Annotated in this window: 28 protein-coding genes and 1 tRNA gene; 11 read left to right on the top strand and 18 right to left on the bottom strand. The window is 63.5% G+C overall.

What is annotated here, in order from left to right; genetic code table 11:
- Nucleotide 1: 1 nt before the first annotated feature.
- The 5 genes from B9A23_RS01265 to ahcY form a co-directional block, all read right to left on the bottom strand.
- On the bottom strand, nucleotides 2-724 hold the full coding sequence (locus B9A23_RS01265) for a nucleotidyltransferase family protein (RefSeq protein ID WP_084276940.1): 723 nt from the start codon (nucleotides 722-724) through the stop codon (nucleotides 2-4).
- Nucleotides 721-1,704, bottom strand: a complete 984-nt coding sequence (locus tag B9A23_RS01260; RefSeq protein ID WP_084276938.1) for an aminoglycoside phosphotransferase family protein — start codon at nucleotides 1,702-1,704, stop codon at nucleotides 721-723. The genes B9A23_RS01265 and B9A23_RS01260 overlap by 4 nt, the downstream gene beginning before the upstream one ends.
- The gene (tsaE, locus tag B9A23_RS01255) at nucleotides 1,695-2,144 is read right to left on the bottom strand and encodes a tRNA (adenosine(37)-N6)-threonylcarbamoyltransferase complex ATPase subunit type 1 TsaE (RefSeq protein WP_084276936.1); all 450 of its coding nucleotides are present in this window, start codon (nucleotides 2,142-2,144) and stop codon (nucleotides 1,695-1,697) included. Before tsaE ends, B9A23_RS01260 begins: the two co-directional genes overlap by 10 nt.
- Nucleotides 2,141-4,489, bottom strand: coding sequence for a sensor histidine kinase (locus tag B9A23_RS01250; protein WP_084276934.1), 2,349 nt, complete (start codon nucleotides 4,487-4,489; stop codon nucleotides 2,141-2,143). The genes tsaE and B9A23_RS01250 overlap by 4 nt, the downstream gene beginning before the upstream one ends.
- A 128-nt stretch (nucleotides 4,490-4,617) precedes the next feature.
- On the bottom strand, nucleotides 4,618-6,027 hold the full coding sequence (gene ahcY / locus B9A23_RS01245) for an adenosylhomocysteinase (protein WP_139797274.1): 1,410 nt from the start codon (nucleotides 6,025-6,027) through the stop codon (nucleotides 4,618-4,620).
- Nucleotides 6,028-6,258: 231 nt separating this feature from the next.
- On the opposite strand from ahcY, the gene B9A23_RS01240 reads away from it, so the two are divergent.
- The gene (locus B9A23_RS01240; protein WP_084276930.1) at nucleotides 6,259-6,738 is read left to right on the top strand and encodes a peroxiredoxin; all 480 of its coding nucleotides are present in this window, start codon (nucleotides 6,259-6,261) and stop codon (nucleotides 6,736-6,738) included.
- A 94-nt stretch (nucleotides 6,739-6,832) separates the two neighbouring features.
- Here the strand turns inward: B9A23_RS01240 and B9A23_RS01235 are convergent, their stop codons facing one another.
- The 9 genes from B9A23_RS01235 to grxC form a co-directional block, all read right to left on the bottom strand.
- On the bottom strand, nucleotides 6,833-7,579 hold the full coding sequence (locus B9A23_RS01235; RefSeq protein WP_084276928.1) for a TorF family putative porin: 747 nt from the start codon (nucleotides 7,577-7,579) through the stop codon (nucleotides 6,833-6,835).
- Between the two features lie 14 nt (nucleotides 7,580-7,593).
- A complete protein-coding gene (locus B9A23_RS01230) occupies nucleotides 7,594-8,043 on the bottom strand; it encodes a hypothetical protein (RefSeq protein WP_084276926.1) in 450 nt (149 codons plus the stop codon).
- 114 nt (nucleotides 8,044-8,157) lie between these two features.
- Nucleotides 8,158-8,772, bottom strand: coding sequence for a GTP cyclohydrolase I FolE (folE, locus tag B9A23_RS01225; protein WP_084276925.1), 615 nt, complete (start codon nucleotides 8,770-8,772; stop codon nucleotides 8,158-8,160).
- On the bottom strand, nucleotides 8,747-10,303 hold the full coding sequence (locus B9A23_RS01220) for a phospholipase D-like domain-containing protein (RefSeq protein ID WP_254894910.1): 1,557 nt from the start codon (nucleotides 10,301-10,303) through the stop codon (nucleotides 8,747-8,749). Before B9A23_RS01220 ends, folE begins: the two co-directional genes overlap by 26 nt.
- 66 nt (nucleotides 10,304-10,369) lie before the next feature.
- Nucleotides 10,370-10,681, bottom strand: coding sequence for an FtsB family cell division protein (locus tag B9A23_RS01215; RefSeq protein ID WP_084276921.1), 312 nt, complete (start codon nucleotides 10,679-10,681; stop codon nucleotides 10,370-10,372).
- Nucleotides 10,682-10,834: 153 nt separating this feature from the next.
- A tRNA-Arg gene (locus B9A23_RS01210) sits at nucleotides 10,835-10,911 on the bottom strand.
- Nucleotides 10,912-10,955: 44 nt separating this feature from the next.
- On the bottom strand, nucleotides 10,956-11,432 hold the full coding sequence (locus tag B9A23_RS01205) for a DUF1178 family protein (protein WP_084276919.1): 477 nt from the start codon (nucleotides 11,430-11,432) through the stop codon (nucleotides 10,956-10,958).
- A complete protein-coding gene (locus B9A23_RS01200) occupies nucleotides 11,429-12,274 on the bottom strand; it encodes a carbon-nitrogen hydrolase family protein (protein ID WP_254894909.1) in 846 nt (281 codons plus the stop codon). Before B9A23_RS01200 ends, B9A23_RS01205 begins: the two co-directional genes overlap by 4 nt.
- Nucleotides 12,271-12,537 carry a glutaredoxin 3 gene (grxC, locus tag B9A23_RS01195; RefSeq protein ID WP_084276917.1) on the bottom strand — a complete coding sequence of 89 codons (267 nt, stop codon included), beginning with the start codon at nucleotides 12,535-12,537 and terminating at the stop codon, nucleotides 12,271-12,273. Before grxC ends, B9A23_RS01200 begins: the two co-directional genes overlap by 4 nt.
- Before the next feature lie 171 nt (nucleotides 12,538-12,708).
- On the opposite strand from grxC, the gene B9A23_RS01190 reads away from it, so the two are divergent.
- A complete protein-coding gene (locus B9A23_RS01190; RefSeq protein ID WP_084277465.1) occupies nucleotides 12,709-13,170 on the top strand; it encodes an Hsp20 family protein in 462 nt (153 codons plus the stop codon).
- A gap of 69 nt (nucleotides 13,171-13,239) precedes the next feature.
- Here the strand turns inward: B9A23_RS01190 and B9A23_RS01185 are convergent, their stop codons facing one another.
- The 4 genes from B9A23_RS01185 to tpiA all read right to left on the bottom strand — a co-directional run bounded on the left by B9A23_RS01185 (nucleotide 13,240) and on the right by tpiA (nucleotide 17,142).
- On the bottom strand, nucleotides 13,240-13,929 hold the full coding sequence (locus B9A23_RS01185; RefSeq protein WP_084276915.1) for a Crp/Fnr family transcriptional regulator: 690 nt from the start codon (nucleotides 13,927-13,929) through the stop codon (nucleotides 13,240-13,242).
- Nucleotides 13,930-14,014: 85 nt separating this feature from the next.
- Nucleotides 14,015-15,646 (bottom strand): CTP synthase, encoded by a 1,632-nt coding sequence (locus tag B9A23_RS01180; protein ID WP_084276913.1) that lies wholly within the window; start codon nucleotides 15,644-15,646, stop codon nucleotides 14,015-14,017.
- Nucleotides 15,647-15,799: 153 nt separating this feature from the next.
- The gene (gene secG, locus B9A23_RS01175; protein ID WP_084277464.1) at nucleotides 15,800-16,189 is read right to left on the bottom strand and encodes a preprotein translocase subunit SecG; all 390 of its coding nucleotides are present in this window, start codon (nucleotides 16,187-16,189) and stop codon (nucleotides 15,800-15,802) included.
- A gap of 182 nt (nucleotides 16,190-16,371) precedes the next feature.
- The gene (gene tpiA, locus B9A23_RS01170; RefSeq protein ID WP_084277463.1) at nucleotides 16,372-17,142 is read right to left on the bottom strand and encodes a triose-phosphate isomerase; all 771 of its coding nucleotides are present in this window, start codon (nucleotides 17,140-17,142) and stop codon (nucleotides 16,372-16,374) included.
- Nucleotides 17,143-17,427: 285 nt separating this feature from the next.
- Between tpiA and B9A23_RS01165 the strand changes: the two genes are divergently transcribed.
- The 9 genes from B9A23_RS01165 to lexA all read left to right on the top strand — a co-directional run bounded on the left by B9A23_RS01165 (nucleotide 17,428) and on the right by lexA (nucleotide 26,488).
- The gene (locus B9A23_RS01165) at nucleotides 17,428-19,368 is read left to right on the top strand and encodes a peptidylprolyl isomerase (RefSeq protein WP_084276911.1); all 1,941 of its coding nucleotides are present in this window, start codon (nucleotides 17,428-17,430) and stop codon (nucleotides 19,366-19,368) included.
- Nucleotides 19,369-19,400: 32 nt separating this feature from the next.
- Complete coding sequence (gene trpE / locus B9A23_RS01160; RefSeq protein ID WP_084276909.1) at nucleotides 19,401-20,939, top strand: anthranilate synthase component I; 1,539 nt, start codon at nucleotides 19,401-19,403, stop codon at nucleotides 20,937-20,939.
- Entirely contained in the window at nucleotides 20,936-21,481 is a 546-nt protein-coding gene (locus tag B9A23_RS01155; RefSeq protein WP_084276908.1) for a YcxB family protein, read from the top strand. Before trpE ends, B9A23_RS01155 begins: the two co-directional genes overlap by 4 nt.
- A 1-nt stretch (nucleotide 21,482) precedes the next feature.
- Nucleotides 21,483-22,070 (top strand): anthranilate synthase component II, encoded by a 588-nt coding sequence (locus B9A23_RS01150; RefSeq protein WP_084276906.1) that lies wholly within the window; start codon nucleotides 21,483-21,485, stop codon nucleotides 22,068-22,070.
- Nucleotides 22,067-23,056: an anthranilate phosphoribosyltransferase gene (gene trpD / locus B9A23_RS01145; protein ID WP_084276904.1), complete on the top strand. Its 990-nt coding sequence runs from the start codon at nucleotides 22,067-22,069 to the stop codon at nucleotides 23,054-23,056. The genes B9A23_RS01150 and trpD overlap by 4 nt, the downstream gene beginning before the upstream one ends.
- Nucleotides 23,057-23,138: 82 nt before the next feature.
- Nucleotides 23,139-23,927: an indole-3-glycerol phosphate synthase TrpC gene (gene trpC, locus B9A23_RS01140; RefSeq protein ID WP_084276902.1), complete on the top strand. Its 789-nt coding sequence runs from the start codon at nucleotides 23,139-23,141 to the stop codon at nucleotides 23,925-23,927.
- A 114-nt stretch (nucleotides 23,928-24,041) separates the two neighbouring features.
- Nucleotides 24,042-24,521: a cyclic pyranopterin monophosphate synthase MoaC gene (gene moaC / locus B9A23_RS01135; RefSeq protein ID WP_084276900.1), complete on the top strand. Its 480-nt coding sequence runs from the start codon at nucleotides 24,042-24,044 to the stop codon at nucleotides 24,519-24,521.
- Entirely contained in the window at nucleotides 24,518-25,723 is a 1,206-nt protein-coding gene (locus tag B9A23_RS01130) for a molybdopterin molybdotransferase MoeA (protein ID WP_084276898.1), read from the top strand. Before moaC ends, B9A23_RS01130 begins: the two co-directional genes overlap by 4 nt.
- Before the next feature lie 57 nt (nucleotides 25,724-25,780).
- Nucleotides 25,781-26,488, top strand: coding sequence for a transcriptional repressor LexA (gene lexA / locus B9A23_RS01125; protein WP_084276896.1), 708 nt, complete (start codon nucleotides 25,781-25,783; stop codon nucleotides 26,486-26,488).
- Nucleotides 26,489-26,497: the final 9 nt, after the last annotated feature.

The following is a 26,497-nucleotide window of genomic DNA, read 5'->3' as shown; positions in this document are numbered from 1 at the left end:
CTCAATCGCGCTGCAGCGCGGCCTCGGTCGGGGCGATCATCTGCGGTTCGCCCACTTCGTACCATAAACCCAGGTGCGACAGCCCATAGAGCCGCCCTTCCTCCATCGCGCGCTGCCACAGCACCATCGTGCCGAAGCGTCCTTCCGGGCAATCGCGCAAGAGGCGATGCGAGACGATCTGGATGCCGCTGTAGATGAAGGGCGCGACCCGTCCGGTGCGGCGGCGGGATATGCGCCCCAGCGCATCCATGTGAAAATCGCCCTTGCCGCGGTAATTGAATGCGCGGGCATGCGGCACCAGCAGCAGCAGCGCGTCCATCTTCCCGGCGTCCCAATGGTCCGAAAGATGCGCGAAGACATTGCGCGGCCCGTCAAGCCATATGTTGTCGGAATTGAGGCAGAAGAACGGGTCCGTCCCGATCAGCGGCAGCGCCCTGGCCATGCCGCCCCCCGTTTCCAGCAACTCGTCGCGCTCGTCGGAGATCGTGATTTCAGGCGCAGTGCGTCGCGAAAGATAGGCCTCCATCGCGTCGGCAAGGTAGTGCACGTTGACGACCACGCGCGAGACGCCAGCCTCTTGCAGCTTGTCAAGCGCGTGGTCGATCAGCGGCTTCCCGGCAACCTGCACCAGCGGCTTTGGGCGCGATGCGGTAAGTGGACGCATCCGCTTGCCGAGGCCTGCGGAAAGAACCATCGCAACATCGCTGGCAAGCGGTCTGCTCATGCCTCGAACCGGCCTCCCAGTGCCGCGCGCAAATCTGCCGGGATGTTGGCTTCAAACCATTCGGCGACGGGGGCTAGCGCAGGATGGGCCAGATCCCGTTCCATCAGGGCCCAGACGCGCGGAATGTAATCAAGATATCGCGGCTTTCCGTCACGCTTCCACAGGCGGACGAAGATGCCGACGATCTTGGCGTTGCGCTGCGCGCCGAGCACGGCGTAGTCGGCCAGAAATTCGTCGCCCTCGCCGCTGCGCTCGCAATAGTAGGCCAGCATGCGCTGTTCGAGGTCGGGCGATACTTCCCGCCGGGCGTCCTGCAGCAACGAGACAAGATCATAGGCTGGATGGCCAACCAGCGCGTCCTGGAAATCGAGCAGGCCCTGCTTGTCGAGTCCACCAAGCAACATGATGTTCTCGGCGTGGTAATCGCGCAGCACGGTGACGCCGGGGCGCTGGCGCGGCAACAGACGCATGAGGACCTGCTCCCAGGCGTTGGCCCAGGTGCGGCTGTCCACGTAAAGCTGCCGCGCCGGCACAAACCAGTCGATAAAGAGCTTGGCTTCGCGCTGGTATTCGGCGAGCGTGTAGCCGGTAAACGGGCCCGGCGGCAGCTTGCGCAATTGCAGCAGGGCATCGATCGCGCGCCGATAGACTTCGTCCTCGTCCTGCGGCCAGGCGTCGAGGTACTCGCGCATGCGGATTTCACCGAAGTCCTCGAGCAGGACAAAACCCTGTTCCGCATCTTCGGCCAGCACATGCGGCGCGCGCATGCCATTGGCATCTAGCCATTTGGCAGAACGCAGAAACGGCTCCGGGTCCTCGGTCGGCGGCGGCGCATGCATCAGCATGGCGTTGCCGTTCGAACGGCGGATGCGGAAGTAGCGGCGGAACGATGCGTCCCCCGGAAGAGGTTCGATCGTGGCGCCGCCCCAGCCTGCCTGCGTGAGGAAAGCGTCCGCGCCCGGGGGAATGGTCAGGTCCATGAACCTCGCTCTAGCCAATCGCGCCCCGGCGTTACAATGGCCCGCCTGCCATTTTCCGTGGATTCCAGCACGATCGAGAGGCAGCCCGGCTCATGCGTAAATCCGCCGGCGTGATCAGGCCATTCCGCCAGCATGGCTGCGCCAAAGCGGTAATCGTCAAGCCCGATCTCGTCTGCTTCCGCCGGGTCTTCCAGACGATAGAAATCGGCATGGACAAGCGGCAGGCGGACCGCAGGCGGATCGTAGGTTTCGATGATCGCGAAGCTTGGGCTTGGCACCTCGCCCTGATAGCCCAGCGCTGCCACGATGCTGCGCGCCAGGGTGGTCTTGCCAGCGCCAAGTCCGCCCGAGAGCGCGACGACATCCCCGGCGCGCAAGTCGGCGGCAATACGCGCCGCCAGCGCGGCCGATGCGGCATGGTCCGGCAAATCGACGATCATGGCAGCACCGCGATGGCACTGGTGCCAAGGCCAGGTTCCGACATCAGTTCCAGCGTTCCGCCATGGGCCTCCACCAGTTGCCGCACCAGGGGCAGGCCCAGACCCTGGCGTCGCTCCACGGTCTTGCCATCGGCGCTGACCTTGAGGCCCTCCATCGCGCGCGCCAGCACGGCAGGTTCCATGCCCCGGCCATTGTCCGACACCACGACCTGCACTCCGCCAGTCTTGCGCCGCCCGGTCTCGACCAGGATGCGTCCGCCTTCGGGCGTTGCGGCAATGGCATTGTCGACCAACTGGCCGAATGCGCGGCGCAGACGACGGGCGTCGCCCTTGACCGTGCCTGCCGACTTGTCACCACGCAAATCCAGCGAAAGCCCCGCAGCGGCCAGCCTGTCGGCACGATCGGTCACCACTTCGGTCAGGAGCGGGAAGATTTCCACGGGGTCCTGCGCGAGAGGCAGCGTGCCCGCTTCGCTCTGCGACAGGTCCAGCACGTTCTCGATCTGCTCGCCAAGCCGTTCGACCGACGACAGGATGGCGGCGACATACTCGTTCTGTTGCTCGGTCAACTCGCCCGCGATCCCGCTTTGCAGAAGTTCGGCGAAGCCTCCGATCGAGGTCAGCGGGGTGCGGAACTCATAGCTCATGTTGGCGATGAAGCGCGTCTTGACCGCGTCGGCCTCGACCAGCGCGGCGTTGCGTTCGCGCAGCGCGGCTTCCGCCTTCTGACTGTCGGTGATGTCGAGCACGGTCAGCATGCCGTTTCCATCGGGCAGCGGCACGCCCGCCAGGGCAAGATGCCGTCCATCGGCCAGCGCCAGCCTGCCGCCGCGTTGCTTGCGCTCCAGCGTTGCCCCCTGAATCACCTGCGCGATCGTGCCGATTTGGGCCGGCCGCTTGAGCTGCCCCGCCAGCTTGTTCAACAGGACATCGACGCGCGGATGCGTCGTCAGGAATTCGTCCTCAAGGCCCCAGTCTTCGGCGAAGCGGCGGTTCCAGAGCTGCAGCTTGCCATCGGGTGCGAACACCGCGAGCGATTCGAACAGGTTGTCGAAGGTCGCGGTGCGGGTGCGTAACAAGGTGTCGCGCGTGGCCGAAAGTTGCAGTTGCTCGGTACGATCCTCGAAGATCATCAGCAGACCGCCATCGGGCATGGGCTGGCCCACCACGCGCAGATGCGTGCCGTCCGAAAGGTGCCAGGATTCCTCCATCGGCACGCGCGAAAGGAACCACGCCTGCCGCTCGCGCCGCCATTCGGGGAAATCGCGCACCTCGGGCAGGCGCCCGGCATCGCGCATCCGGTCAATCACGCGGTCGAACGGCGGGGTATCCACCACCCACGCCTGCGGTACGCCGAAGATGCGCAGGAACGGCTGGTTGGCGAAAACCAGGTTCCGCTTCTCGTCAAACTGCGCGATCCCTGCCGAGAGCGTATCAAGCATCTCGCGCTGCGCCTCGCGGAAGCGGCGGAACTGGCGGATCAGTTCCTCCATTTCCTCGATGTCCACTACGTACCCCGCAATGCCTTCCTCGCCCAGCGGCAGGTCGGTCACGCGAACGGCGCGGCGCTGTCCCTTGATCGTGGCCAGCAGCGAGCGCTCGACCGGGACCTTGCGAGATTGCGCCTGCCTTGCGACTTGCGCAGCGCTCTTGCCATCGACCGGCTCGATCAGCTCTATGCCCTGGGCGATCACCGCGTCGGCGTTGGGGGCGCCAACCGCGCGAACATAGGCGCTGTTGACCAGCCGCAGCTTCAGATCCGGCCCGCGAAACCACATCGGCAAGGGCGCCGCTTCGATCAGGCCGGAAAGCCCGGCGAAGTCCGCCTTGACCTGCCCCGTCTCCTCGCGGAGCCGCACCAGCTCGTCCTCGCTTTCCGAGAAGTCGAAAAACCAGACCAGTGCCGCCCCGCCCGGGGATACCTGCGGATCGGCAAGGTGGCCTTGCGCCGCCAGGTTTCGGCTGCCTCCACGGGGCTTCAACCCCATGCGGAAGGGTGCCCCGGTCTTCTGCGCCCGTCGCACGGCATCCGAGAGGCGTGCGAGCTGGATTTCGTCAAGCCCGCGACCATCGCTGTCGAGTTCCGAAAGATAGCCGGGCATCGCATCCAGCCCTAGCCAGCCGGCAAGGCGCGCCGGCCCTTCGATGCGGCCATCGGCACGCACCAGAAGCGGCAGCGCCGGCGATTCGTCGACCATGCGCGCCAGTCTGCGCGCTTGGCGCTGAACCGCCTCGCCCTTGCGCGCGCGACGCCGCGCATCAATAACCAGCCAAGCCGCCCCCACCGTCCAGACGGCAAGCAGCAGGCCGATAGCGATCATGGCGGTCTGGTTCAGCAACGGCATCGCGTCATCGCTACGGCGTGGACCCGGGAATTACAATGCGGTGAATTGCAAACGGGACATCGGCTCGCCCAAGAAAAAGGCGGCGCAGTTTCCCGCGCCGCCCAATTCTTCTGCCGTGCGTTACCCGATCAGTAGCGGTAGTGATCCGGCTTGAACGGACCGGCTTCGGGCACGCCGATGTAGTCGGCCTGCTTCTTGCTCAGCTTGGTCAGTTGCACGCCCAGCTTCTCAAGGTGAAGCGCAGCCACCTTTTCGTCGAGGTGCTTGGGCAGCACGTAAACGTCGTTCTTGTAGTTCTCGGCCTTGGTGAAAAGCTCGATCTGCGCCAGCGTCTGGTTGGTGAAGCTGGCAGACATCACGAAGCTCGGGTGGCCGGTGGCGCAGCCCAGGTTCACGAGGCGACCCTTGGCAAGGATGATGATCTGCTTGCCGTCGGGGAACTCGACAAGGTCGGTGCCCGGCTTCACTTCGGTCCAGTTGTAGTTGTCGAGCGCGGCGATCTGGATTTCGCTGTCGAAGTGGCCGATGTTGCAGACGATCGACATCGGCTTCATCGCCTTCATGTGCTCGGCGGTGATCACGTCCTCGTTGCCGGTCGCGGTCACGAAGATGTCGCAGCGCTTGACCGCTTCTTCCATCGTGACGACTTCATAGCCTTCCATCGCCGCCTGCAGCGCGCAGATCGGATCGACTTCGGTGACCATCACGCGCGCGCCGCCCTGGCGCAGCGAGGCAGCCGAACCCTTGCCGACATCGCCGAAGCCGGCAACGCAGGCAACCTTGCCGGCGAGCATCACGTCGGTTGCGCGACGGATCGCGTCGACCAGCGATTCCTTGCAGCCATAGAGGTTGTCGAACTTCGACTTGGTGACGCTGTCGTTCACGTTGATCGCAGGGAACGGCAGCTTGCCGTCCTTGGCGATTTGGTACAGGCGGTGGACACCGGTGGTCGTCTCTTCCGAGACGCCCTTGATGTTCTTGACCGACTGCGTGAGATAGCCCGGCTTCTTCTTGAGAAAGGCGTTGAGCGCGCGGACGAACTCGATTTCCTCGGCGTTCGAAGGCTCGAAAAGCTTCTCGCCGGCTTCGACGCGCGCGCCCCACAGCGCGAACATCGTGGCGTCGCCGCCGTCGTCAAGGATCATGTTGGCGGTGATATCGTCACCCCAGTCGAAGATCGAGCCGACGTAGTCCCAGTATTCTGCGAGTGTTTCGCCCTTGATCGCGAAGACCGGGATGCCGGCAGCGGCGATGGCGGCAGCGGCGTGGTCCTGGGTCGAGAAGATGTTGCAAGTGGCCCAGCGCACTTCGGCGCCGAGGGCAACGAGCGTCTCGATCAGCACTGCGGTCTGGATCGTCATGTGCAACGAGCCGGTGATGCGGGCGCCCTTGAGCGGCTGCGACGCGCCGAATTCCTCGCGCAGGGCCATGAGACCCGGCATTTCGGTTTCGGCAATCTTGATTTCGGCGCGACCGAAATCGGCAAGGCCGATGTCGGCGATCACATAGTCGTTCTTGGCGTCAAGCACGCTGGCCACGAGCGTTTCTCCTGAAAAATCATCTGCGCGGCAGACCACTGTACCGGCGCGCTTCTGCCGGCCCCATAGCGTGCCCTGCCCCTGTCTGCAAACTTAATATAAAGATGTCTTTATATCGCCATTGGGGATTACCGCATCGGCACGCTGTTGCAGACCACCGCGCCGCCCCTATATCCATCCCGCCATACTCGTCCGGGCGCCCTCGCCCGGCCAATCGAAAGGAAGATGGGGATGACAATCGCTGTTGGTGACAAGCTGCCTGACGTCAAGATCGTCAAGGCGACCGCTGAAGGTCCCGAAGCCGTGCAGTCTTCGGACTACTTCAAGGGCAAGCGCGTTGCGCTGTTCTCGGTCCCCGGTGCATTCACCCCCACCTGCTCGGCCAAGCACCTGCCAGGCTACGTTGAAAAGGCCTCCGATCTGAAGGCCAAGGGCATCGACGAGATCGCCTGCACCGCAGTCAACGATCCCTTCGTGATGAAGGCATGGGGCGCAGCTTCGGGTTCGAGCGACGTGACCATGCTGGCTGACGGCAACGGCGACCTCGCCGAAGCTCTTGGCCTCACCATGGACGGCACCGGATTCGGCCTGGGCAAGCGCGGTCAGCGCTTCTCGATGGTCGTCAACGATGGCGTCGTCGAGCAGCTGTTCGTCGAAGCTCCGGGCGACTTCAAGGTCAGCTCGGCCGAACACATGATCGAGAACATCTGATCCATTCCGCCCCATCGCCGCTGGCGGCGGGGACCAAAGGTTCAGAAGTCCGGAAAGCCCCTGCAACCGCGGGGGCTTTCTTTATCCGGGCGGATCAGAACGAGACGCGCACCCTTGCCAGCACACGATCTCCAGCATGCTTCAGGTCGGCAAATGGCGAAAGCGAGACAGCGTCGGTGTTGATGTCCGTGCCGACGTAATCGACGCCGATCGTGAGCGGAAACATCGAATATTCCGCACCGATCTTCCAATCGGTGTAATCGCCCGCCGGGCGCAATCGCGCCGAACGGAAATCACGCGTGTCGCCGGTGGTATAGCCCAGTGCAGCGAATACCGAGACCGGGAATCCGGGAAGGCCGGCATCGGCGGTCGCGCGCAGGTGCAGGTTGTCACCGCCGATGTTTTCCTGCTTGGGCGCATACCAGGCCATCGTGCCCAGTTGCAGCGGCCCGATCGAATAGCGCGCGCCCAGGCCCAGTTCGCCATAGTTCATGTTGCTGTCGGCGTTGGTGAAGACGTGGCCGATGGCTTCGGTCCGCACCGTGAAGGCCCCTGCCTCCCAATCCTTCCCCAGCGTAAGGTCGGCAACCGCATCGGCATCGGCATGGCGATCGGACTGGCGCAACATCGCCACGCGCACGCCGGCATCGAAACCGCCGAATCCAACGCGGGCATCGGCCGAGCCGGAAATCTCACCGTCGCTCCAGCTCAGGCCCCGGCGCACCTCGTCGGTCGTTCCCTCAACCCCGGCATCCACCGACTGTGCCTGAGCCTGTGACGCGAAAGCAGCAGCGCTCGCGCCGACGAGTGCCAGCCAGAGGCGGCGGTGGATACCGGTCATGTCTTCTTGTCTCCTCAGCCCTTGCGCTGACTTGCGCGGGCACCTTCTGCTTCAACGAGGATCACATCGCGATCCTGCGCAACCATCGCCATCATGGCACTGCGCAGCGTGTCCCGCCGCGCTTCAACGATCTTGTCGATGCCGTTGCCTCGCTCCGAACACCATCCCGGCGATGATCCGGTCAGCACCTCATCGCGCACCATGGACCGTCTTGCCTGCAGGCTTGCGCCCACTTGTGCGCTGCGTTCGACCGACAGCGAGATCGACCACTGGCACTTGAGCGATGAAGTCCGCCCAGCCCCGCCGGCAGTGCCAACCTGCTTCATCTCAACCCGGGTCGCGCCGGTGTAATCGGCGGTGATCGGCCCAGCGGGATGCTCGATGATGGTCGAATGCTCGATCGCCGCTGCGGGGACGCTGAACGCCAGCCCCACAGCCAGACCCGCAAATGCGAATATCTTCATGTTCCTGTCTCCTGCGATCGTCCCGGCTTATCTCCGGTGACGAACGACAAGGTAGAACCGCAAAGATGTGCAACCAACCTGCTGTACTGTAATGTTTGTTTGCTGACCGTCAGATCAATAGCCCATCAGGCTCAGCACTTCCTTGCGGCTTCGCGTGTCGTCGAGGAAAGTCCCCATCATCCGGCTGGTCACCATGCCCACGCCAGGCGTACGTACTCCGCGCGCAGTCATGCAGGCATGACTGGCTTCGATAACCACGGCAACGCCATGCGGCTTCAGATTGTCCCAGATGCACTGCGCCACCTCTGCGGTCAGGCGCTCCTGGATCTGCAGGCGCCGGGCAAAGCCGTGCAGCACGCGCGCCAGCTTGGAAATGCCGACAACCTTGTGCCGTGGCAGATAGGCAATCGCCGCCTTGCCGATGATCGGCGCCATGTGGTGCTCGCAGTGGCTCTGGAACGGAATGTCCTTAAGCAGCACGATCTCGTCGTAGCCGCCAACTTCCTCGAACTGGCGAGCAAGGTGGCTGGCCGGATCTTCGCCATAGCCGAGGCAGTATTCCTTCCATGCACGGGCGACGCGCTTGGGGGTATCGAGCAGACCTTCGCGCGCAGGGTCATCCCCCGACCAGCGAATCAGCGTGCGGATGGCGTCCTGAACGTCATCGGGCACGAAAATCTTCCCCCGGGCCAGATCATCGTCTTCATCGGGCCCCACCAGACTGCTCATTGCCGTTCCTTTTCAACGCACGCCGCCAGATCATGCGGCTGCGGAACAGACCCTTGCGATAGAAGGAAAGCATCTCCTCCGGCCGCTCGGGATCCAGTACCTCGTTGTCGGCCAAGGCCTTCTCCGCATCGCTCAACTCGTGCGGTACGAAAGGCTTCAGCCGTTTCCCCGTCGCGGGAGCTGCCGCAATCATCGCGGCCATGCTCCCGTGCCGATCGAGTTGCTGCGCTACCGCGTCAACCGGCATATCGCAATGCTCACCAAGCAACGAGAGCCGCAGCCGCCTGATCGCGTCTCCGCAATGACCATTGGCGGGGCGCGCGCAGTCGATGAACACATCGCACTCGCTGTCGAGTCCCATCGAGCGATTGTTGAGATTGGCCGACCCTATCCGTAGGATTTCGTCATCGACGATGGTCAGCTTGGAATGGACGTAAATGGGCGTCCCCCCAGCGGTAAAAGGATGCCAGACCGAGAAGCGCTTGCGGTGGTCGGCGGCCTCGATTGCCCGGACCAGCCGGATCCGCGCACCATCCATTGCCGCCTGCTCAAGCCAGCCGTCGGAACTTTCGGGATTGATCAGCACGATCTCCGGCGGGTCAGGCTCGGAAACGCGCTTGACTATCGCCTCGGCGATCTTCCGCGAGGCGAAATACTGGTTCTCGAAATAGATGAATTTCCTCGCACGCGCGATCTGTTCCAGGAACAGAGCCTCGATCTCGCGCACCTCGCAGGCCTTGGCGTAATGCGAGCGCGTGCGCGCAATCCCCACTTCGACGTCGCGAAATTCCGCCTCGACCGTGCTAGGCCAGGGCGACGCATCCTGGGGTTGGCACGGTTCGAACGGGGTGCCCCCCGCCTGCTCCCAGCGCTGGCGACCGAACTCGCCCAGCCTTGCCGCCGCCTCGCCCTCGAGCAGCATCGTGCAATCGTGCCACGGCCCATAGAGCTTGCCGCCGGGCCGCCGGCGGCGCGGATCGTCGTCGAGGTGCTCCCGGGTATCCCAGCGATCCCCGGCCATGTCGATCCCGCCGCATACGGCAAAACGATCGTCGATCACGGCGATCTTCTGATGATGACTGCAACCGATCGGGTGCGCACTGTCGAGCTTGAAAATGATGCGCGAATGCCGCCACCATCGCAACAGGTCGAGCATCATCGAGCCGCGGAAGACGGCCTTCAGGGCGCCAAAGTTCCACTTCAGGATGCGCACGTCTATGCGCTTGCGGCGATTGGCCAGCCAGAGGACGAACGGTCCTAGTCGGGCTGGCGCGACTTCGCGACGTGGCAGGTTCCACCAGCGCCGCCCACTGCCGATGACGATCCGCGTGTCGAAGTCCCATCCGATCAGCATGATGCGCTGCTCGGCCTGCAACATCGCATCGCGCATCAGGGAAAAGTAGTCTGCCGCATCGACCACGGCATGCGCGCGCGTCGCCATGGCATAGCGCCACACGGTCTCGGATTCACCTGTGAATGACGCAGGCTCGCCTTCGCACGTGCCTGCCGGATCGTCTTGCGCTTCGCTCAAAGCATTGCCCCCCATGACCGGGCTACGCTTTTCAGCCCCGGAAGTTCCGGACGCGCACAAGCTTGCTCACTTGGTAACCGGCATGACCACTTCATCGGGATGCGCGACATTCAGGTTGCTGCGCAACAGTTCGCCCACCAAATCAGGATCGGCGTGGCGCGGATCGAGCAGATCGACGCGGTTGCGCACGCGATCCCGCTCGGCTGATAGCTGGGCGATTTCGGCTTCGCGCTGCTCGAGCAGGCGGGCGTTCTCGCCCCAGGCAAGCAGTCCGCTTGGTCCGGCAATGCCGACAGCCCCCATTAACAGCAGCGCAATCAGCGCCAGCGACTGGGTCAAACTGTCTTTGGGAAGGAGCGGCGCGCGACGTGTCTGCATGGCCAGACTGAATCATAATTCAGGAGGCAGTTCAAGCAGCAATGAACCGGTCTTGCGGCGAGCGGTTTATCTGCAATGCGGTGCAAGTGGTGCGCCCGTTCGAACAAAGTTCGAACTCACTTTTAGGCCCAGGGCGACCAATTGCTTTGGAATTGGTGCGCCCGACGGGATTCGAACCCATGGCCCCCAGATTAGGAATCTGGTGCTCTATCCTGCTGAGCTACGGGCGCCCGCGCTTCCTTTAGGCAGGCACGGTCGCTCTGGCAACGGACTTTCAGTTCGCCTCTTCAGGCGGGACGACCGGAATCAGCAGAGGCGCCACCGCGATGCCCTCTTCAACGAGGCCGCGCGCCTCATCAACTGTCGCGCGACCGTGAATGGCTCCCGGTTCCTTCTCGCCATAGTGCATCGCGCGGGCATCGTCGGCAAACTTTTCGCCCACCCAGGTTGAGCTCTTGATCGCCTCTGCCTGCATGGCCGCTACTGCCTTGAGCAATGCTGCGGCTTCCGGCGGCAGGGGCGCATTCGCCATGGCCTGCGCCGGCGCATCGACGGGCTTGGCCATCACCGGCATCTGGTTGCCCTTGCGTCCGACATTCGGCGCCATGACTGCCTTGGCGATCTCGGCCGATCCGCACGCCGGGCACGACACCAGTCCGCGCGAGGACTGCCCGTCGAAATCCTCGGACGATCGGAACCAGCCCTCGAAGCGATGGCCGCCAGACTGACATTGCAGATCGAAGACAATCATGACGCCGATCTAGGGATTTCGCGCTTGTTGGCAAGACTGGGAAGCTGCCGCCTGACATCGCCCGTTCGGGCATGATCGATCATGGCAAAGCCAAGCGACGCCCCCTCGCCACCGTCGTAGGCGACTTCGCCCCACGGATCGACAACGAGCGAGTGACCATACGTCTCGCGTCCATCTGCATGGTTGCCGCCCTGCGCAGCGGAGATGACCCACGCACTTGCCTCGACCGCGCGCGCGCGTTGCATGAGATGCCAATGGGCCTTTCCTGTGGGTACGGTGAAGGCCGCCGGAATGCGGATCGCATCGCAGCGCAGGCGCCCCAGTTCCTCGAAAAGCGCGGGAAACCGTATGTCGTAGCAGATCGCCATGCCAAGCCTCCCGACCGGCGTGTCGACCGCCACGACCTGATCGCCGGGGGTATAGGCCGAGGATTCGCGCCAGGTCTCGCCCGTTGCGAGGTCAACGTCGAACATGTGGATCTTGTCATAGCGGGCGGCGATCGCTCCATCGGCATCTATCACGAAGCCGCGATTGGCCCACTTGCCATCCTCGCGCAGGATCGCCAGCGATCCCAGATCGATCCAGATCTTCAGATCGCGCGCAGTTTGGCGCGCCTGTGCGAGCACAGGATTGTCCGGCTCGGCCAGGACATGGCGCGACGCCCGCGCGCGGTCCCTGTCCAGCAACCCGCACATCTCCGGCGTGAAGAGCATGGCAGCCCCGGCATCGACGGCCATGTGGGCTGACGCTGCGATTGCAGCGGCATTGGCCAGCGGGTCGATCCCGCTGGTCATCTGGAACAGCGCGACCTTGACCGGTGCGGATTCCTGCCTCGAACTCACTTGCCGAGCAGCATGTCCAGCTTGCCCTGCGCATTGAGCGAGGCAAGATCATCCGAACCGCCGATGTGCATGCCATCAATGAAGATTGAGGGAACGGTAGTGTGGCCCGGTGCCCGATCGAGCATTTCGGCCTTCTTTGGCCCGCCCATCGTCACATCGAATTCTTCGTAAGCCACGCCCTTGGTGTCGAGCAGCTGCTTGGCGCGCGAGCAATAAGGGCAGCCCCACTTGGTGTAGATTTCTACCTTGGGAGTGTTCGACATCAGCTTCCTCGATCAGGTCTTGAAATGCGGTTTCGGCTACCACACATGGATTTTCGTGTCATGCGCCGCAAGTCGGGCATGATCACGATTGAGAATGAAAACCGCTGATGCGGGCGCCGGGTTCCGGGCTCGCGAAGGCAAGTGCAGATTGCTCTTATCGAGGATATTGCCATGAACCGTTTTGACTTCACTCCCTATCGCCGCACCACCGTGGGCTTTGACCGCCTGTTCGACCTGCTCGAACGCCAGGCCCGCGCCAATGGAGGTGACAACTACCCTCCCTTCAACATCGAGCGTAGCGGCGAAGATGCCTATCGCATCACGCTTGCAGTCGCCGGCTTCAAGGCCGAGGATATCGACATTACCGCCCAGCAGAACCTGCTCGTGGTCAAGGGCCAGCGCCCTGATCCGCAAGAGCGCGAGTATCTCCATGTCGGCATCGCCAATCGCGGGTTCGAACGCCGCTTCGAGCTGGCTGATTTCGTCCGCGTCGAGGCAGCTGACCTTGCCGACGGCTTGCTCACGATCGACCTCGTGCGCGAAGTGCCCGAGGCGATGAAGCCCAAGAAAGTGCTGATCGGCGGACAGACCGCGCTCAAGGTGATCGACGGCGATACGACCGCCGCTGCCTGACGCATTCCACCGAACGGCTGAACGGGGGCGGACCGCACGGTCCGCCCCTTTTCGTTTCAGCGCCTCATTTCACCAGGCCTCGGCCACATCGACCAGAGCTTCTCTATCGAGGATGGTCACCCGCCCACTCTTGAGCGCCACGATCCCGTTATCGGCCCAGGCCGAAAGCTGGCGATTGATCTGCTCGCGCGACATGCCGGCGAAGTTGCCCAGTTCCCCCTGGCTTAGCGCCAGCTTCAACTGGTTTGTTGCATCGGCAGCATCGCTCATCATCAAGCGCAGCAGGAAACGCGCAAGCCGGGGGCCAGACGTATAGGCGCGGTCTGCCTCGATCACGGCATTGTTCTGGCGCAGGCGCCGCGCCATCGCCTTGAGCAGGCGCAGCGACAAGCCCTTGTGCTTCTCGATGATGTCGGCAAACGCGCCTCGCGTCAGCACCAGAGCCTCGACAGGTTCGATCGCCTCGACCGTCGCCGTGCGATCGCCGCCATCGAGAAACGCGATCTCGCCCAGCACATGTCCGGGCTCGGCATAATCGAGTATGATCTCGCGCCCATTGGCAGCAACCATGCTGACCCGGGCGAGTCCCTTGAGGACGATATAGAGGGTCTTGCCCTCCTCGCCCTGGGCCATGAGCTCCTGACCCGGCTTGAATTGGCGCACCTGCCCGCGGGCGATGATATCGGACAACTCTCCCTGCTCGCAATCGGCGAACAGACTATGCGCCGTCAACGCTTCGGCCAGCTTGGCAGCATCCATTGTCGTCCCCCCGATTATCCGCGAAGCAGATCCAGCCCGCAGATAATCAAGGAAACCGGGTGCTGACCAGCCCCTTTAACGTGTCTTAAACCAGACGGGCCTGCTTGACTGCAGCGGCAATGAAGCCGGCAAACAGGGGATGAGGCTCGAACGGACGGCTCTTGAGTTCCGGATGGAACTGCACGCCGATGAACCACGGATGGTCCGGACGCTCGACAATCTCTGGCAGGAGCCCGTCGGGCGACATGCCCGAGAAGACCAGTCCGCCCTTCTCGAGACGGTCCTTGTAGGCAACGTTCACCTCGTAGCGATGGCGGTGACGTTCGCTGATCTCGCTCGCACCATAGAGGTTGGCGACATGGCTGTTGCCGGCGAGCTTGGCATCATAGGCTCCAAGGCGCATTGTCCCGCCAAGGTCACCACCTTCGGACCGCTTTTCCAGCCCTTCGGACGTCATCCATTCGGTGATGATGCCAACCACCGGCTCGTCGGTCGGGCCGAACTCGGTCGACGATGCGTTGGCGATGCCAGCGGTATTGCGCGCGCCTTCGATGCACGCCATCTGCATTCCGAGGCAAATGCCAAAGAACGGGACACCACGCTCGCGGGCGAAACGGACCGAGGCAATCTTGCCTTCCGTCCCGCGCTCGCCGAAGCCACCGGGCACGAGAATGCCGTGCATCGGCTCAAGGTGCGCCGCGATTTCCGCGTCGTCCTGCTCGAACAGTTCCGCGTCGAGCCACTTGATCCGAACCTTGACCCGGTTGGCCATGCCGCCGTGGACAAGCGCTTCGTTGAGCGACTTGTAGGCATCCTGCAGGCCGACGTACTTGCCGACCACGCCAATCGTCACCTCGCCTTCGGGATTTTGGTGACGATCAACGATGTCATCCCAGCGCGAAAGGTCGGGCGCAGGCGCCGTCAGACCGAAGTGGCGCAGGACTTCGCTGTCCAGACCTTCGGCGTGATACTGCAGTGGCACTGCATAGATGCTCTTGGCATCGAGGGCGGGAATGACGGCAGATTTGCGGACGTTGCAGAACTGGGCGATCTTTGCGCGCTCGCTTTCGGGAAGCGGCTTTTCGCAGCGGCAGAGCAGGATGTCGGGCTGGATGCCCAGCCCGGTCAGCTCGCGTACCGAATGCTGGGTCGGCTTGGTCTTCAGTTCGCCTGCCGCCGCAATGTAGGGCACCAGAGTCACGTGCACGAAGCAGGTCTGGTCGCGATCGAGCTCGTTGTGCATCTGGCGCAGCGCCTCGATGAACGGCAGGCCCTCGATGTCACCAACCGTACCGCCGATCTCGCACAACACGAAATCCAGGTCCTCGGTCTCGGCCTGCGCGAAGTCCTTGATCGCGTCGGTCACGTGCGGGATCACCTGCACGGTGGCGCCAAGATAGTCGCCGCGGCGCTCCTTGGCGATGATGTCGCGATAGATGCGACCCGAAGTGATGTTGTCGGCCTGTCGGGCCGATACGCCGGTGAAGCGTTCGTAGTGCCCCAGATCGAGATCGGTCTCGGCCCCGTCATCGGTGACATAGACCTCGCCGTGCTGATACGGGCTCATCGTGCCCGGATCGACATTGAGGTAGGGGTCGAACTTGCGGATGCGCACGCGATAGCCGCGCGCCTGAAGCAGCGCCGCGAGGCTTGCTGCCATGAGTCCTTTGCCGAGCGAGGAGACCACGCCGCCGGTGATAAAAATGTACCGCGCCATGGGATTCGGGCCTTAGCGTCAGAGGTTGCACATAGGCAAGCGGTTACGGCTGCAATCTTCGCCGCAATCCACAGCCTGCGATTTTCCGGCAAAGCGAAAGCCACCCCACGACCATGCGGCCGCGGGTGGCACGACGCCTCGTCGTTAGTGGAATTACTGTCCGGCCGCTCCCTTGAGCGGATCGTTTGCCGGAGCAGCGGCAGGTGCCGCCGGAGCCTGCTGCCCGGCCGGAGCCTGCGCAGGCGCCAGCGGATCGGCCGCAGGCGCGTTCTGCACCGGAGTGTTGCGCTGCAGCGACGTATCGATCTCGCGACCCGACGTCGTTCCGACGGCAAGCGCCGCAAGGGCGATGCTGAGCAGAACGAACAGGCTTGCAAGGACGGTTGTCGCCCGCGTCATGAAATCGGCTGCACCGCGTGCAGACATGAAGCCCGCCGGACTTCCGCCCACGCCAAGGCCGCCACCTTCGGACTTCTGCATGAGAATCACGACGACAAGCAGCGCCGCGACGATCGCCTGGACTACGGTGAGGAAGATGAACAGCGACATGAAATCTCTACCTTCGACGCAAGAGCGTCTGGAACTTTCCGGCCATGTAGGCGCGCGACGACGCAGAAGCAACCCGCCGTTTCACCCGCTGAGCCTTGCGCCGGACAGCCAGGACCTTGTTCCCACCTGGGGCTGACCTGGGTCCGACCTATGGCTGACCTTCAGCCTGACGCACGTCAGGCCTCGCCGTTGCCCGCCGCCGCGATGATCGGCAGGAACGCATCAGCCGTCAGACTTGCCCCCCCGACCAGCGCGCCATCCACACCGGCGGCTGAAAGCAGGTCGGCGGCATTGCCGGCATTCACCGAGCCACCATAAAGGATGCGCACCTTCTGGCCGTTCTCACCGTAAAGAGCGATGATACGGGCCCGGATCGCGGCGTGCATGGCCACCACATCCGGAACGTCGGCAACGCGGCCCGTGCCAATCGCCCAGACCGGCTCGTACGCCACTGAGACCCTGCCTCCAGCAACAGCATCACCGATGTTCTCGCCTTGCGGAAGCGAGCCGTCGACCTGACCCGATACCACGCTTTCGGCTCCGCCAGCGTCACGCTCTTCCAGCGTCTCGCCGACACACACGATCACGCCAAGACCCGCAGCGACCGCTGCTTCAGCCTTTGCCCGGACCAGTTGATCGCTCTCGCCATGATCCTTGCGGCGTTCGCTGTGCCCCAGAATCACGAAGTCGGCTCCGCTATCGACCAGCATCGACGCCGAGACATCGCCGGTGTGCGCACCCTTGGCCTGGAAGTGGCAATCCTGCCCGCCCACACCCATGGCCGAAACGGCCTCGCGGATGGCGCCGATCATGGTGAAGGGCGGCGCCAGCGCCACCTGCACGTCGGGATAACGCCCCGCTGCCCGGTCAATGGCGCGAGCTTCGGCCAACATGGCGCGGCTTCCGTTCATCTTCCAGTTTCCGACTACGTACGGACGGTTTGGCATCTTGGCCATTTCCCCTGCAATTACCCTGAATCATCACATGTTGTGGGCCGCACCCGGGCAGCCTTGTCGCGGCGGCTATCAAAGCCGACGCAGTTTTGCAAAACGCCTGATCGCATTTCCTGAAAAATGCCGCAGTTCCCGTGACGCGAACCTCCCAGTCTCTGTCGCGTCGGTTCAGGCAGGCATTGCGATAAACGTGTTTGGCTCCTAAGGCTGCGCGCGATTGACAAACAGGCCTCCGCTCCCATGGTTCCGGACGCCCCGAAAAGAGACGCACACCCGCAAATGCTCGGTTTCTTTCGCTCCTTCCTCAAGTCGCGCATCGGCATTGCCATTGCGCTGGTATTCCTTGGACTGATCGCTCTGGCCTTTGCCAGCGCCGATGTCACCGGCAGCGGATTTGGCGGAGTTGCCGGAGGCGATCGCGCCGCGAAGGTCGGCTCCGAGCGGCTTGGCACGGCCGAACTGGGCAAGGCGGTGACCAATGCATTCGAGCAGGAGCGCCAGAAGCAGCCCGGCTTGACGATGAAGCAGTTCCTCGACGCCGGTGGTCTCGACACGGTGCTCGGCGGACTTACCGATCGCCTCGCCATGGGCGAATGGGCGCAGGACCATGGCATGTCCTCGAGCAATCGCCTGATCGACAGCGAAATTGTGAAGATCCCGGCCTTCCAGGGGCCTGATGGCAAGTTCAGCCAGAGCGCGTACGAACAGCTCCTCGCCCAGCGCGGGCTCGATGACCGGCAGGTTCGCAAGGACCTGGGCCAGGGCCTGATCGCCCGCCAGCTCCTTCTTCCCGCTGCGTTCGGTGCGCAGATGGCGGGCGAAGCCGTGCAGCGCTACTCTGCCCTGCTGACCGAGCGGCGCGTCGGCTCGATCATCTCGGTGCCGTCGCTGGCATTCGCACCGGCCTCGCCGCCCGATGCCGCCACGCTTGGCGCCTTCTACAACGCCAACAAGGCTCGCTACATGCAGCCCGAGCGGCGGACGATCCGTTACGTCATCGTCGAGGAAGCCTCGCTGAAGACGGTGGCAGCGCCGACGGAAGCCGAGATCGCCAATCGCTACAAGCTCAATTCTGCAGTCTATGCGCCTTCGGAGCAGCGCTCGATCACGCAGATCATCGTGCCCACGGAAGCCGCCGCCAAGGCGCTGGCAGCTGAAGCCGGCACCAGTGGATCGCTCGATGCGGTCGCCCGCACCAAGGGTCTGGTCGCAAGCAAGCTGACCGATCAGACCCGCGACAACCTCGCCAACCAGACGTCGAAGTCCGTGTCCGACGCTGCCTTTGCAGCCGCGTCCGGCGCACTGGCCACGCCGGCAAAATCCGGCCTGGGCTGGCACGTCGTCAAGGTTGACGCGATCAAGCGCAACCCCGGCAAGACGCTCGATCAGGCACGTGGTGAAATCACGGCAGCGCTTACGCTGGAAAAGCGCCGGGCGGCCTTGTCCGACGTGGCAGCGCAAGTCGAACAGCAGATCGACAATGGAACAGGCCTTGCCGATATCGCCAAATCGCTCGGGCTGACCGTCGCCTCGACCCAATCGCTGGTTGCCGACGGCAGCGTGTTCGGAAAGGCCGGCGAAAAGATCGCGCCTGAGCTGGCTCCGCTCGTCCCTGCCGCCTTTGCCATGGAGCGCGAAGGCGAAGCACAGCTTGCCGAGATCAAGCCCGGCGAAAAGTTCGCGATCTATGACGTTGGCCAGTTGACGGCAGCCACCGCGGCGCCGCTCGACCAGATCCGCGCAACTGTCGCGCGGGACTGGGCCGTGCGCCAGGGTTCGGAAAAGGCACGCGCCGCTGCTGACAAGATCCTTGCCGCGCTTGGCAAGGGCGCCTCGGTAGCCGATGCCATGAAAGCCGCTGGTGCGGCGTTGCCCCCGGTGCAGCCCGTCGATCTCCCCCGCCAGGCGCTGAACCAGATGCAGGACAAGGTCCCGCCGCCGCTGGCGCTGCTCTTTGCCATGGCAAAGAATTCCACGAAGCGCTTGGAAGGACCCGACAAGGCCGGCTGGTATGTGGTCAACCTTAAGGAGATCAATCTCGGCGAAGTGAAGCGCGGTGATCCGATCTTCACGCAAGTGGCGCGTGAGATGTCCGAAACGGTTGGCGGCGAATATGCCGAGCAACTCCGCCTCGCGATCCGCAAGGACGTCGGTGTCGAACGCAATGAAGCCGGTATCCGTGCGGTCCGCAACCAGTTGACCGGTTCGAACGCCCAGTAGGTCAAAAGCCCGAAAGCCAAGACAGCAACAGCATGACGTCCCTGCTCGCCCAGACCGAATCCGCGCTTCCCGATAATCACGAGGCAGCGCTAAGCCAGCTTTCCGCCGGGAAGTCCGCGCTGGTGTGGCGCAAGCTGATCGTCGATACCGAAACGCCGGTCGGTGCCGCGCTCAAGCTGATGGAGCCGGGCCGCGGAGATTTTCTGCTGGAGTCGGTTCAGGGCGGTGAAGTTCGTGGGCGCTACAGCCTGCTCGGGATAGATCCGGACCTCGTCTTCCGGGCAACCGGCGACGCTGCGCAGATCAATCGGGCCTGGCAGTTCAACCGCACGTCCTTTGCCGGGCTACCGGGCAATGCGCTCGATGAATTGCGGGCACTGGTTGCCTCATGCCGCATCGACGTGCCTGCCGCCCTGCCCTCGGCGCTGGCCTGCCTTGTCGGCTATTTCGGATACGAAACGATCGGTCTTGTCGAAAAGCTGCCGCGCGCGCAGCAAAGCGAGCTTGTCTTGCCAGACATGCTGTTCACCCGTCCCACCGTCGTCCTGGTTTTCGATCGCCTTTCCGACGAACTCTTTGCGATTGCTCCGGTCTGGGCCGAAGGCGGGACGCCTGAAAGGCTGCTGGAAGCGGCAGCCGAGCGGATCGACAATGCCCTGCGCAAGCTGTCCGACCCGGTGCCCAGCGACGTGCGTTTGCCCGAAACAGTTAACGTTGCCCCGCAGCCGGTCATGCCGGCGGCAGATTATGCGAAGATGGTCACCCGAGCGAAGGATTACATCGAAGCGGGCGATATCTTTCAGGTCGTGCTGGCACAGCGCTTCACCGCGCCCTTCCCGCTGCCGCCGATCGCGCTCTACCGCGCACTGCGTCGCATCAACCCCTCGCCGTTCCTCTACTTCCTCGACATGCCGGGCTTTGCATTGACAGGATCAAGCCCGGAAATCCTGGTCCGCATCCGCGATGGCGAGGTAACTATCCGTCCCATCGCCGGTACGCGCCCGCGCGGCAAGACGGCAGAAGAAGACCGCGCCAACGAGGAATCGCTGCTTGCCGATCCAAAGGAACGCGCAGAACACCTGATGCTGCTTGACCTTGGCCGCAATGACGTCGGTCGCGTAGCGAAAGCCGGCACGGTAAGGGTGACGGAAAGCTACACTGTCGAACGTTACAGCCACGTCATGCACATCGTCTCGAACGTGGTTGGCCAGCTCGACACGGCGCGAGCCGACAGCGTGGACGCGCTTTTCGCCGGTTTCCCTGCCGGGACCGTCAGCGGTGCACCCAAGGTGCGTGCCTGCGAGATCATCGCCGAACTCGAGCCCGAAACACGCGGCGCCTATGCGGGCGGCGTCGGCTATTTCGCGCCCGACGGCTCGGTCGACAGTTGCATCGTTCTGCGCACCGGCGTGATCAAGGACGGCGTTCTCCATGCGCAGGCAGGCGCCGGCATCGTCGCCGACAGCAACCCCGAATACGAGCAGCGCGAGTGCGAACTTAAGTCCGGCGCATTGTTTGCAGCGGCGCGAGAGGCCGTGCGGGTTGCGAGTGAGCCAGGGTATGGTCAGTGAGCCGAAAAGTCACCATCACCATGAGCTATGAGGACTACCTCGAAGCTAACCGATTGCGAATTCGTAGCAGATGGACTGTTGCTGCTTCTGCTCGCTTCATCGCTTTGACCGCCATCCTTTACGCGGTGATCATCTCGTTCGGAGAAGTTGCGGATAACGGCCTCACCATGCAGACGTTGTTTGTTTGCCTGATCATGGGGTTGACGGTCGGACTTTGCGCGTACGTTGGAATACGCCTTTGGTTGCTGTGGTGCATCCCACGCAGTGCACGGAAGCTCTATGCCGAACAACCATCGGCAAGCGCGCCGTATGCGTTCAGCTTCGATGCGCAAGGAATGAGCGCTGAGGGAGAGTTCGAGACCTCCAACCTCCCTTGGTCCCATTTGAAAAGCTGGATGGAAAGTGAGCGTCTACTCGTGCTGGAAAAGACAAGCATTACCTTCTTTTGCCTTCCCAAGGCACAGCTAGGCGAAGAAATTTTGACTGATCTCAAGCAATGCCTCGCTACCGCCGGGCTGAAACGGGGGCTATCGAAGGTCTGATATGATCCTAGTCATCGACAACTACGACAGCTTCACCTGGAACCTCGTCCATTACCTGATGGAGATGGGCGCGGAAGTTGAGGTCGTGCGCAACGATGCGCTTACCGCCGATCAGGCGATCAAGACGGGCGCGCAGGGGTTCCTGCTTTCGCCCGGTCCGTGCACGCCCAACGAGGCGGGTGTCAGCCTCGATCTCGTTGGCGCGGCGGCGGATGCGAACGTGCCGCTGCTTGGCGTGTGCCTCGGGCACCAGTCGATCGGGCAGTACTTCGGCGGCAAGGTCGTGCGCGGCGGGTTGATGCATGGGAAGACCTCGCCGGTCACCCATGACGGCACCGGCGTTTTCGAGGGCCTGCCCTCGCCCTTCATCGCCACGCGCTATCACTCGCTGATCGTGACCGATATTCCCGACTGCCTCACCGTCAACGCCCATTCCGACGATACGCACGTCATGGGCTTTCGCCACACCTCGCTGCCGATCCACGGCGTGCAGTTCCACCCCGAAAGCATCGCCACCGAGCATGGCCACGCAATGGTCGCGAACTTCCTCAAGCTGTGTGGTATCAAGACCAACCCGCTGCCCGCATGATCCTGCCTGACGTCACGCATCCGCTCGATGAAGCAGAAGCCGAAGCCGCATTTGCCGCGATCCTCGATGGCTCCGTTTCCGACGCGGCCATCGCGCAGTTCCTGACCGATCTTTCGGACCGCGGCGAAACGGCCAGCGAGATCGCGGGCGCGGCCCGGGCCATGCGCGCCCGGATGATACCGATCAGTGCGCCAGCCAATGCCATCGATGTGTGCGGTACCGGTGGCGACGGACACCATACGCTGAATGTTTCCACGGCGGTCAGCCTCGTCGTTGCCGCTTGCGGCGTACCTGTGGCAAAGCACGGCAATCGCGCCGCCAGTTCGAAGGCCGGTGCCGCCGATACGCTCGAAGCACTCGGCCTCGACCTCGATCGCGCGGCAGAGACCGCCGAATACACGCTTGGCGACCTTGGCATCTGCTTCCTCTTTGCCGCGCGCCACCATCCCTCGATGGGCCGGATCATGCCGATCCGCAAGGCGCTGGGCCGGCGGACGATCTTCAACCTGATGGGCCCGCTTGCCAATCCGGCCGGCGTGCGGCGACAACTCGTCGGCATCGCACGGCCGGCCTACGTCCCGATCTATGCCGAAGCCATCCGCCGGCTTGGCACCGACCACAGCATGGTCATCTCGGGCGACGAGGGCCTCGACGAGCTCAGCCTGGCCGGCGGCAACGAATTGGCCGATGTACGCGACGGCGAAGTGCAGATGCGCCGGATCAATCCGACCCAGGCAGGCCTGCCCAATGCCCCCGTTGAAGCGCTGCGCGGCGGAGATGCGTCCTACAATGCAAAGGCCTTGCGTGCCCTGCTGCAGGGCGAGGAAGGCCCCTATCGCGATGCCGTCCTGTTCAATGCCGCCGCCGCGCTGATCATTGCGGGCGAAGTCGAGGATTGGCGCGATGGCATCGAGGAGGCCGCCGAAGCGATCGACAAGGGCCTGGCCAACGCGCTGCTCAATTGCTGGATCGCGGCGCTGAAGTGATTTCGCCCGATCGCCTGCGGCACGACAATGTTGCAACACGCCTCTCGACTTCCCGCGAAGCGGGCGGCAAAGGGTGAGGACCATGACCGACAAGCTCACCGAAATCTGCAATACCAAGCGTGATGAAGTCGCGGCGCGCAAGGCCCAATTTCCCGTGCAGGAACTCGCCTCGCGCACAGGCCGGCAAACCGCGCCGCGCGGCTTCGAGGCCGCCTTGCGCAGGAAGTCTGCCGACGGGTTTGCCCTGATTGCCGAGATCAAGAAGGCCAGTCCCTCGAAGGGTCTGATCCGCCCTGACTTCCGTCCGGCGGACCACGCCCGCGCCTATGCGGCCGGGGGCGCGACCTGCCTTTCCGTCCTCACCGACGCACCCTATTTTCAGGGCCATGAGGACTACCTCGTCGAGGCACGGGCCGCTTGTGAATTGCCGGTCATCCGCAAGGACTTCATGGTCGATCCGTGGCAATGCGCCGAAGCGCGCGCAATCGGCGCAGACGCGATCCTGATCATCGTAGCGGCGCTCTCCGACCAGCAGATGGCCGAAATCGAAGCCGCTGCGCTGGAACTGGGCATGGACGCTCTCGTCGAGGTGCATGACGAGGCCGAAATGGAGCGCGCATCGCGGTTGCGTTCGCGCCTGATCGGCATCAACAACCGCGACCTCAAGCGTTTCGTGACGGATCTCGGCAACACCGAGCGCCTTGCGCCTCTCGCGCCTGAAGGCACGCTCCTTGTTGCCGAAAGCGGCATCAATGCGCACGCCGACCTGTTGCGGCTTTCAAGCTGCGGCGCGCGCACTTTTCTTGTCGGCGAAAGCCTGATGCGCCAGCCCGATGTCGAAGCGGCGACGCGGGCGTTGCTGCAGGGATAGCCAGGTCGTGTCGGCCATCGCGGCGCAAACCCACTGGCCCCGCAATGGTGGCCAGCAAGGGAGCGTAGCGCTCTTCTGCATGTATGCTGCCCACACTTGCGACGAGGCCTCGGGATGAATGACCTGACCCATCTCGATAGCGCCGGAACCGCCCGCATGGTGGATGTCGGGGGCAAGCCCGAAACGCAGCGCGTTGCCATCGCCGAAGGGGCGATATCGATGCGTGCCGAAACGCTCGAGGCAATCCGGGCGGGCAACGCTCCCAAGGGTGACGTGCTCGGCCCTGCGCGAATTGCCGGCATACTGGCCGCAAAGAAGACAGGCGATCTCATCCCGCTGTGCCATCCGCTGGCTCTCGATGCGGTCAATATCGACTTCGCATTTGGCGATCAGCGCATTGTCTGCACCGCAACGGCGAGCCTGACTGGCCGGACGGGCGTGGAGATGGAAGCGCTGACGGCGGTGACCGTCGCGCTGTTGACCGTGTATGACATGGCCAAGGCTCTCGACAAGGGCATGGTGATCCAGTCGGTCAGGCTGATCGAGAAGCGAGGCGGAAAGTCCGGCCTCTGGCGTGCGGCGGAAGGCGAGTGAAAACGCCCCCACTGCAACTGGCAGAAGCCCAGGTGCGATTGCTGGCGCTTGCCCCGCGCCTCCCGGTCGAGCATCGTTCGGTTGGCGAATGCCTGGGCCAGTTCCTTGCCGAGCCGCTCCTGGCACGAAGGACACAGCCAGCGGCACCGCTTTCCGCCATGGATGGCTACGCCCTGCGCAGCAGCGACGCCCCCGGCCCCTGGAAAGTCATCGGAGAAAGTGCCGCGGGCCGGCCCTTCTCCGGCGTCATCGGGATTGGTGAGGCTGCGCGGATCAGCACAGGCGCGATAGTGCCCCAAGGGGCCGATACCGTCGTCCTGCAGGAAGACGCACAGCGCGATGGCGACAAAGTGTCGGTCAATGCAGACGCGATACTTCACGCACCACGTCACATCCGCCCTCTCGGCATGGATTTTGCCGAGCACGATGAGTTGATTGCCGCAGGCACGCGGATTGGGCCAGCGCAGATCGCCCTCGCCATTGCTGCCGGTCACGCGCATCTGCCTGTGCATCGCCGCGTGAAGCTCACGGTCATCGACAGCGGCGATGAACTTGTGCCGCCCGGCCAGACCACCGCTCATCACCAGTTGCCGGCGAGCAATGGACCGATGCTTTGCGCAATGGCCGCAAGTTTGCCGGTGGACATTCGTCATGTGGGGCCCGTTGCAGACCAGCTTGGCGCGCTGACCGCTGCACTGGAGAATGCCGAGGACGCTGACGTGATTGTGACCAGTGGCGGCGCCTCGGTGGGAGATCATGACCTTGTCCGGCCGTCGCTCATGGCGATCGGTGCATCGCTCGACTTCTGGCGGGTGGCGATCAAGCCCGGAAAACCCCTGCTGGTGGCAACCCGCGGGCAGCAGCTAGTGTTGGGCTTGCCGGGGAACCCCGCGTCTGCCTTCGTCACGGCCCATCTGTTCATGCTGCCACTGCTGAGGGCGGCATCGGGTGCGGCAGTCCCCTTGCCCCAGCCGCTGCAATCCGTCCTGGCTACGCCGATGCCCAAGGGCGGTGGGCGCACCGAGTTCCTTCGGGGTTACTGGAACGGTAATCAGGTAACGCTTGATTCCCTTCAGGATTCTGGCGCACTTTCGCCTTTGGCGCGCGCCAATGTGCTTGTCCTGCGCGAAGCTGGCGCACCGGCAAGGACAGTCGGCGACCGAGTTTCAATCTACCTGCTCGAAAACGGCGGATTCGCTTGACGAGTCGCAATTGGTTGCTTATCCGTTCCGCATTCGTTCACCTGCGGAGAACCGCCAATGTTGACGCGCAAGCAGCACGAACTGCTCACTTTCATTCAGGTCCGCCTGGAAGAGTCCGGCATTTCTCCTTCTTTCGAGGAGATGAAGGAAGCGCTCGACCTGAAGTCGAAGTCTGGCGTCCACCGGCTGATTTCGGCGCTGGAGGAACGGGGCTTTATCCGGCGGCTTCCTAACCGCGCCCGCGCATTGGAAGTGCTGCGTCAGCCTGACAGCGCCCTTGCGAAGAAGAGCGCGGCCGCCCCTGCTGAAGTTGCGCAGCCCTCGGGCATCGCCGCCTTGAAGCCAGGCACGCGCCCCCTGGTCGCACCAACTCCCGCCAACGATGTCATTGAGCTTCCATTGCACGGCAAGATTGCCGCCGGCATGCCGATCGAGGCCATGGAAACGGCTGCAACCCTTCCTGTACCTGCGGCGCTTCTTGGGGCGGGTGAACATTACGCGCTTGAAGTTTCGGGTGACTCGATGGTCGAAGCCGGCATTTTCGATGGCGATTATGCTCTCGTCCGCAAGACGGACACGGCCCGTGACGGCGAGATCGTCGTCGCTCTGGTCCGCGGCGAGGAAGCGACGCTCAAGTATCTTCACCGGGAAAAGGGCATGATCCGCCTTGATCCGGCCAACGCCGCTTACGACCCGCAGTTCTATCGTCCTGACGAGGTCGCCGTCCAGGGCAAGCTTGCAGGGCTGCTGCGGCGCTATCACTGACGCCCCATG

The organism is Novosphingobium sp. B1 (assembly GCF_900176395.1).
Lineage (GTDB): Bacteria > Pseudomonadota > Alphaproteobacteria > Sphingomonadales > Sphingomonadaceae > Novosphingobium.
The sequence above is the reverse complement of the archived record's forward strand: the minus strand, read 5'-3'. Positions and strand labels throughout refer to the sequence as shown.

Excerpts from the sequence above, each read along its gene's own strand:
- tsaE (WP_084276936.1), bottom strand. The coding sequence starts at position 2,144 with ATGATCGTCGATTTGCCGGACCATGCCGCATCGGCCGCGCTGGCGGCG.
- folE (WP_084276925.1), bottom strand. The coding sequence starts at position 8,772 with ATGAGCAGTCTGGTGGGGCCCGATGAAGACGATGATCTGGCCCGGGGG.
- B9A23_RS01265 (WP_084276940.1), bottom strand. The coding sequence starts at position 724 with ATGAGCAGACCGCTTGCCAGCGATGTTGCGATGGTTCTTTCCGCAGGC.
- B9A23_RS01190 (WP_084277465.1), top strand. The coding sequence starts at position 12,709 with ATGAACCGTTTTGACTTCACTCCCTATCGCCGCACCACCGTGGGCTTT.
- B9A23_RS01240 (WP_084276930.1), top strand. The coding sequence starts at position 6,259 with ATGACAATCGCTGTTGGTGACAAGCTGCCTGACGTCAAGATCGTCAAG.
- B9A23_RS01165 (WP_084276911.1), top strand. The coding sequence starts at position 17,428 with ATGCTCGGTTTCTTTCGCTCCTTCCTCAAGTCGCGCATCGGCATTGCC.
- B9A23_RS01180 (WP_084276913.1), bottom strand. The coding sequence starts at position 15,646 with ATGGCGCGGTACATTTTTATCACCGGCGGCGTGGTCTCCTCGCTCGGC.
- lexA (WP_084276896.1), top strand. The coding sequence starts at position 25,781 with ATGTTGACGCGCAAGCAGCACGAACTGCTCACTTTCATTCAGGTCCGC.
- B9A23_RS01205 (WP_084276919.1), bottom strand. The coding sequence starts at position 11,432 with ATGATTGTCTTCGATCTGCAATGTCAGTCTGGCGGCCATCGCTTCGAG.
- grxC (WP_084276917.1), bottom strand. The coding sequence starts at position 12,537 with ATGTCGAACACTCCCAAGGTAGAAATCTACACCAAGTGGGGCTGCCCT.
- trpD (WP_084276904.1), top strand. The coding sequence starts at position 22,067 with ATGATCCTGCCTGACGTCACGCATCCGCTCGATGAAGCAGAAGCCGAA.
- trpC (WP_084276902.1), top strand. The coding sequence starts at position 23,139 with ATGACCGACAAGCTCACCGAAATCTGCAATACCAAGCGTGATGAAGTC.
- B9A23_RS01250 (WP_084276934.1), bottom strand. The coding sequence starts at position 4,489 with ATGCCGTTGCTGAACCAGACCGCCATGATCGCTATCGGCCTGCTGCTT.
- B9A23_RS01260 (WP_084276938.1), bottom strand. The coding sequence starts at position 1,704 with ATGGACCTGACCATTCCCCCGGGCGCGGACGCTTTCCTCACGCAGGCA.
- B9A23_RS01215 (WP_084276921.1), bottom strand. The coding sequence starts at position 10,681 with ATGCAGACACGTCGCGCGCCGCTCCTTCCCAAAGACAGTTTGACCCAG.
- trpE (WP_084276909.1), top strand. The coding sequence starts at position 19,401 with ATGACGTCCCTGCTCGCCCAGACCGAATCCGCGCTTCCCGATAATCAC.
- B9A23_RS01235 (WP_084276928.1), bottom strand. The coding sequence starts at position 7,579 with ATGACCGGTATCCACCGCCGCCTCTGGCTGGCACTCGTCGGCGCGAGC.
- B9A23_RS01150 (WP_084276906.1), top strand. The coding sequence starts at position 21,483 with ATGATCCTAGTCATCGACAACTACGACAGCTTCACCTGGAACCTCGTC.
- B9A23_RS01230 (WP_084276926.1), bottom strand. The coding sequence starts at position 8,043 with ATGAAGATATTCGCATTTGCGGGTCTGGCTGTGGGGCTGGCGTTCAGC.
- tpiA (WP_084277463.1), bottom strand. The coding sequence starts at position 17,142 with ATGCCAAACCGTCCGTACGTAGTCGGAAACTGGAAGATGAACGGAAGC.
- moaC (WP_084276900.1), top strand. The coding sequence starts at position 24,042 with ATGAATGACCTGACCCATCTCGATAGCGCCGGAACCGCCCGCATGGTG.
- B9A23_RS01185 (WP_084276915.1), bottom strand. The coding sequence starts at position 13,929 with ATGGATGCTGCCAAGCTGGCCGAAGCGTTGACGGCGCATAGTCTGTTC.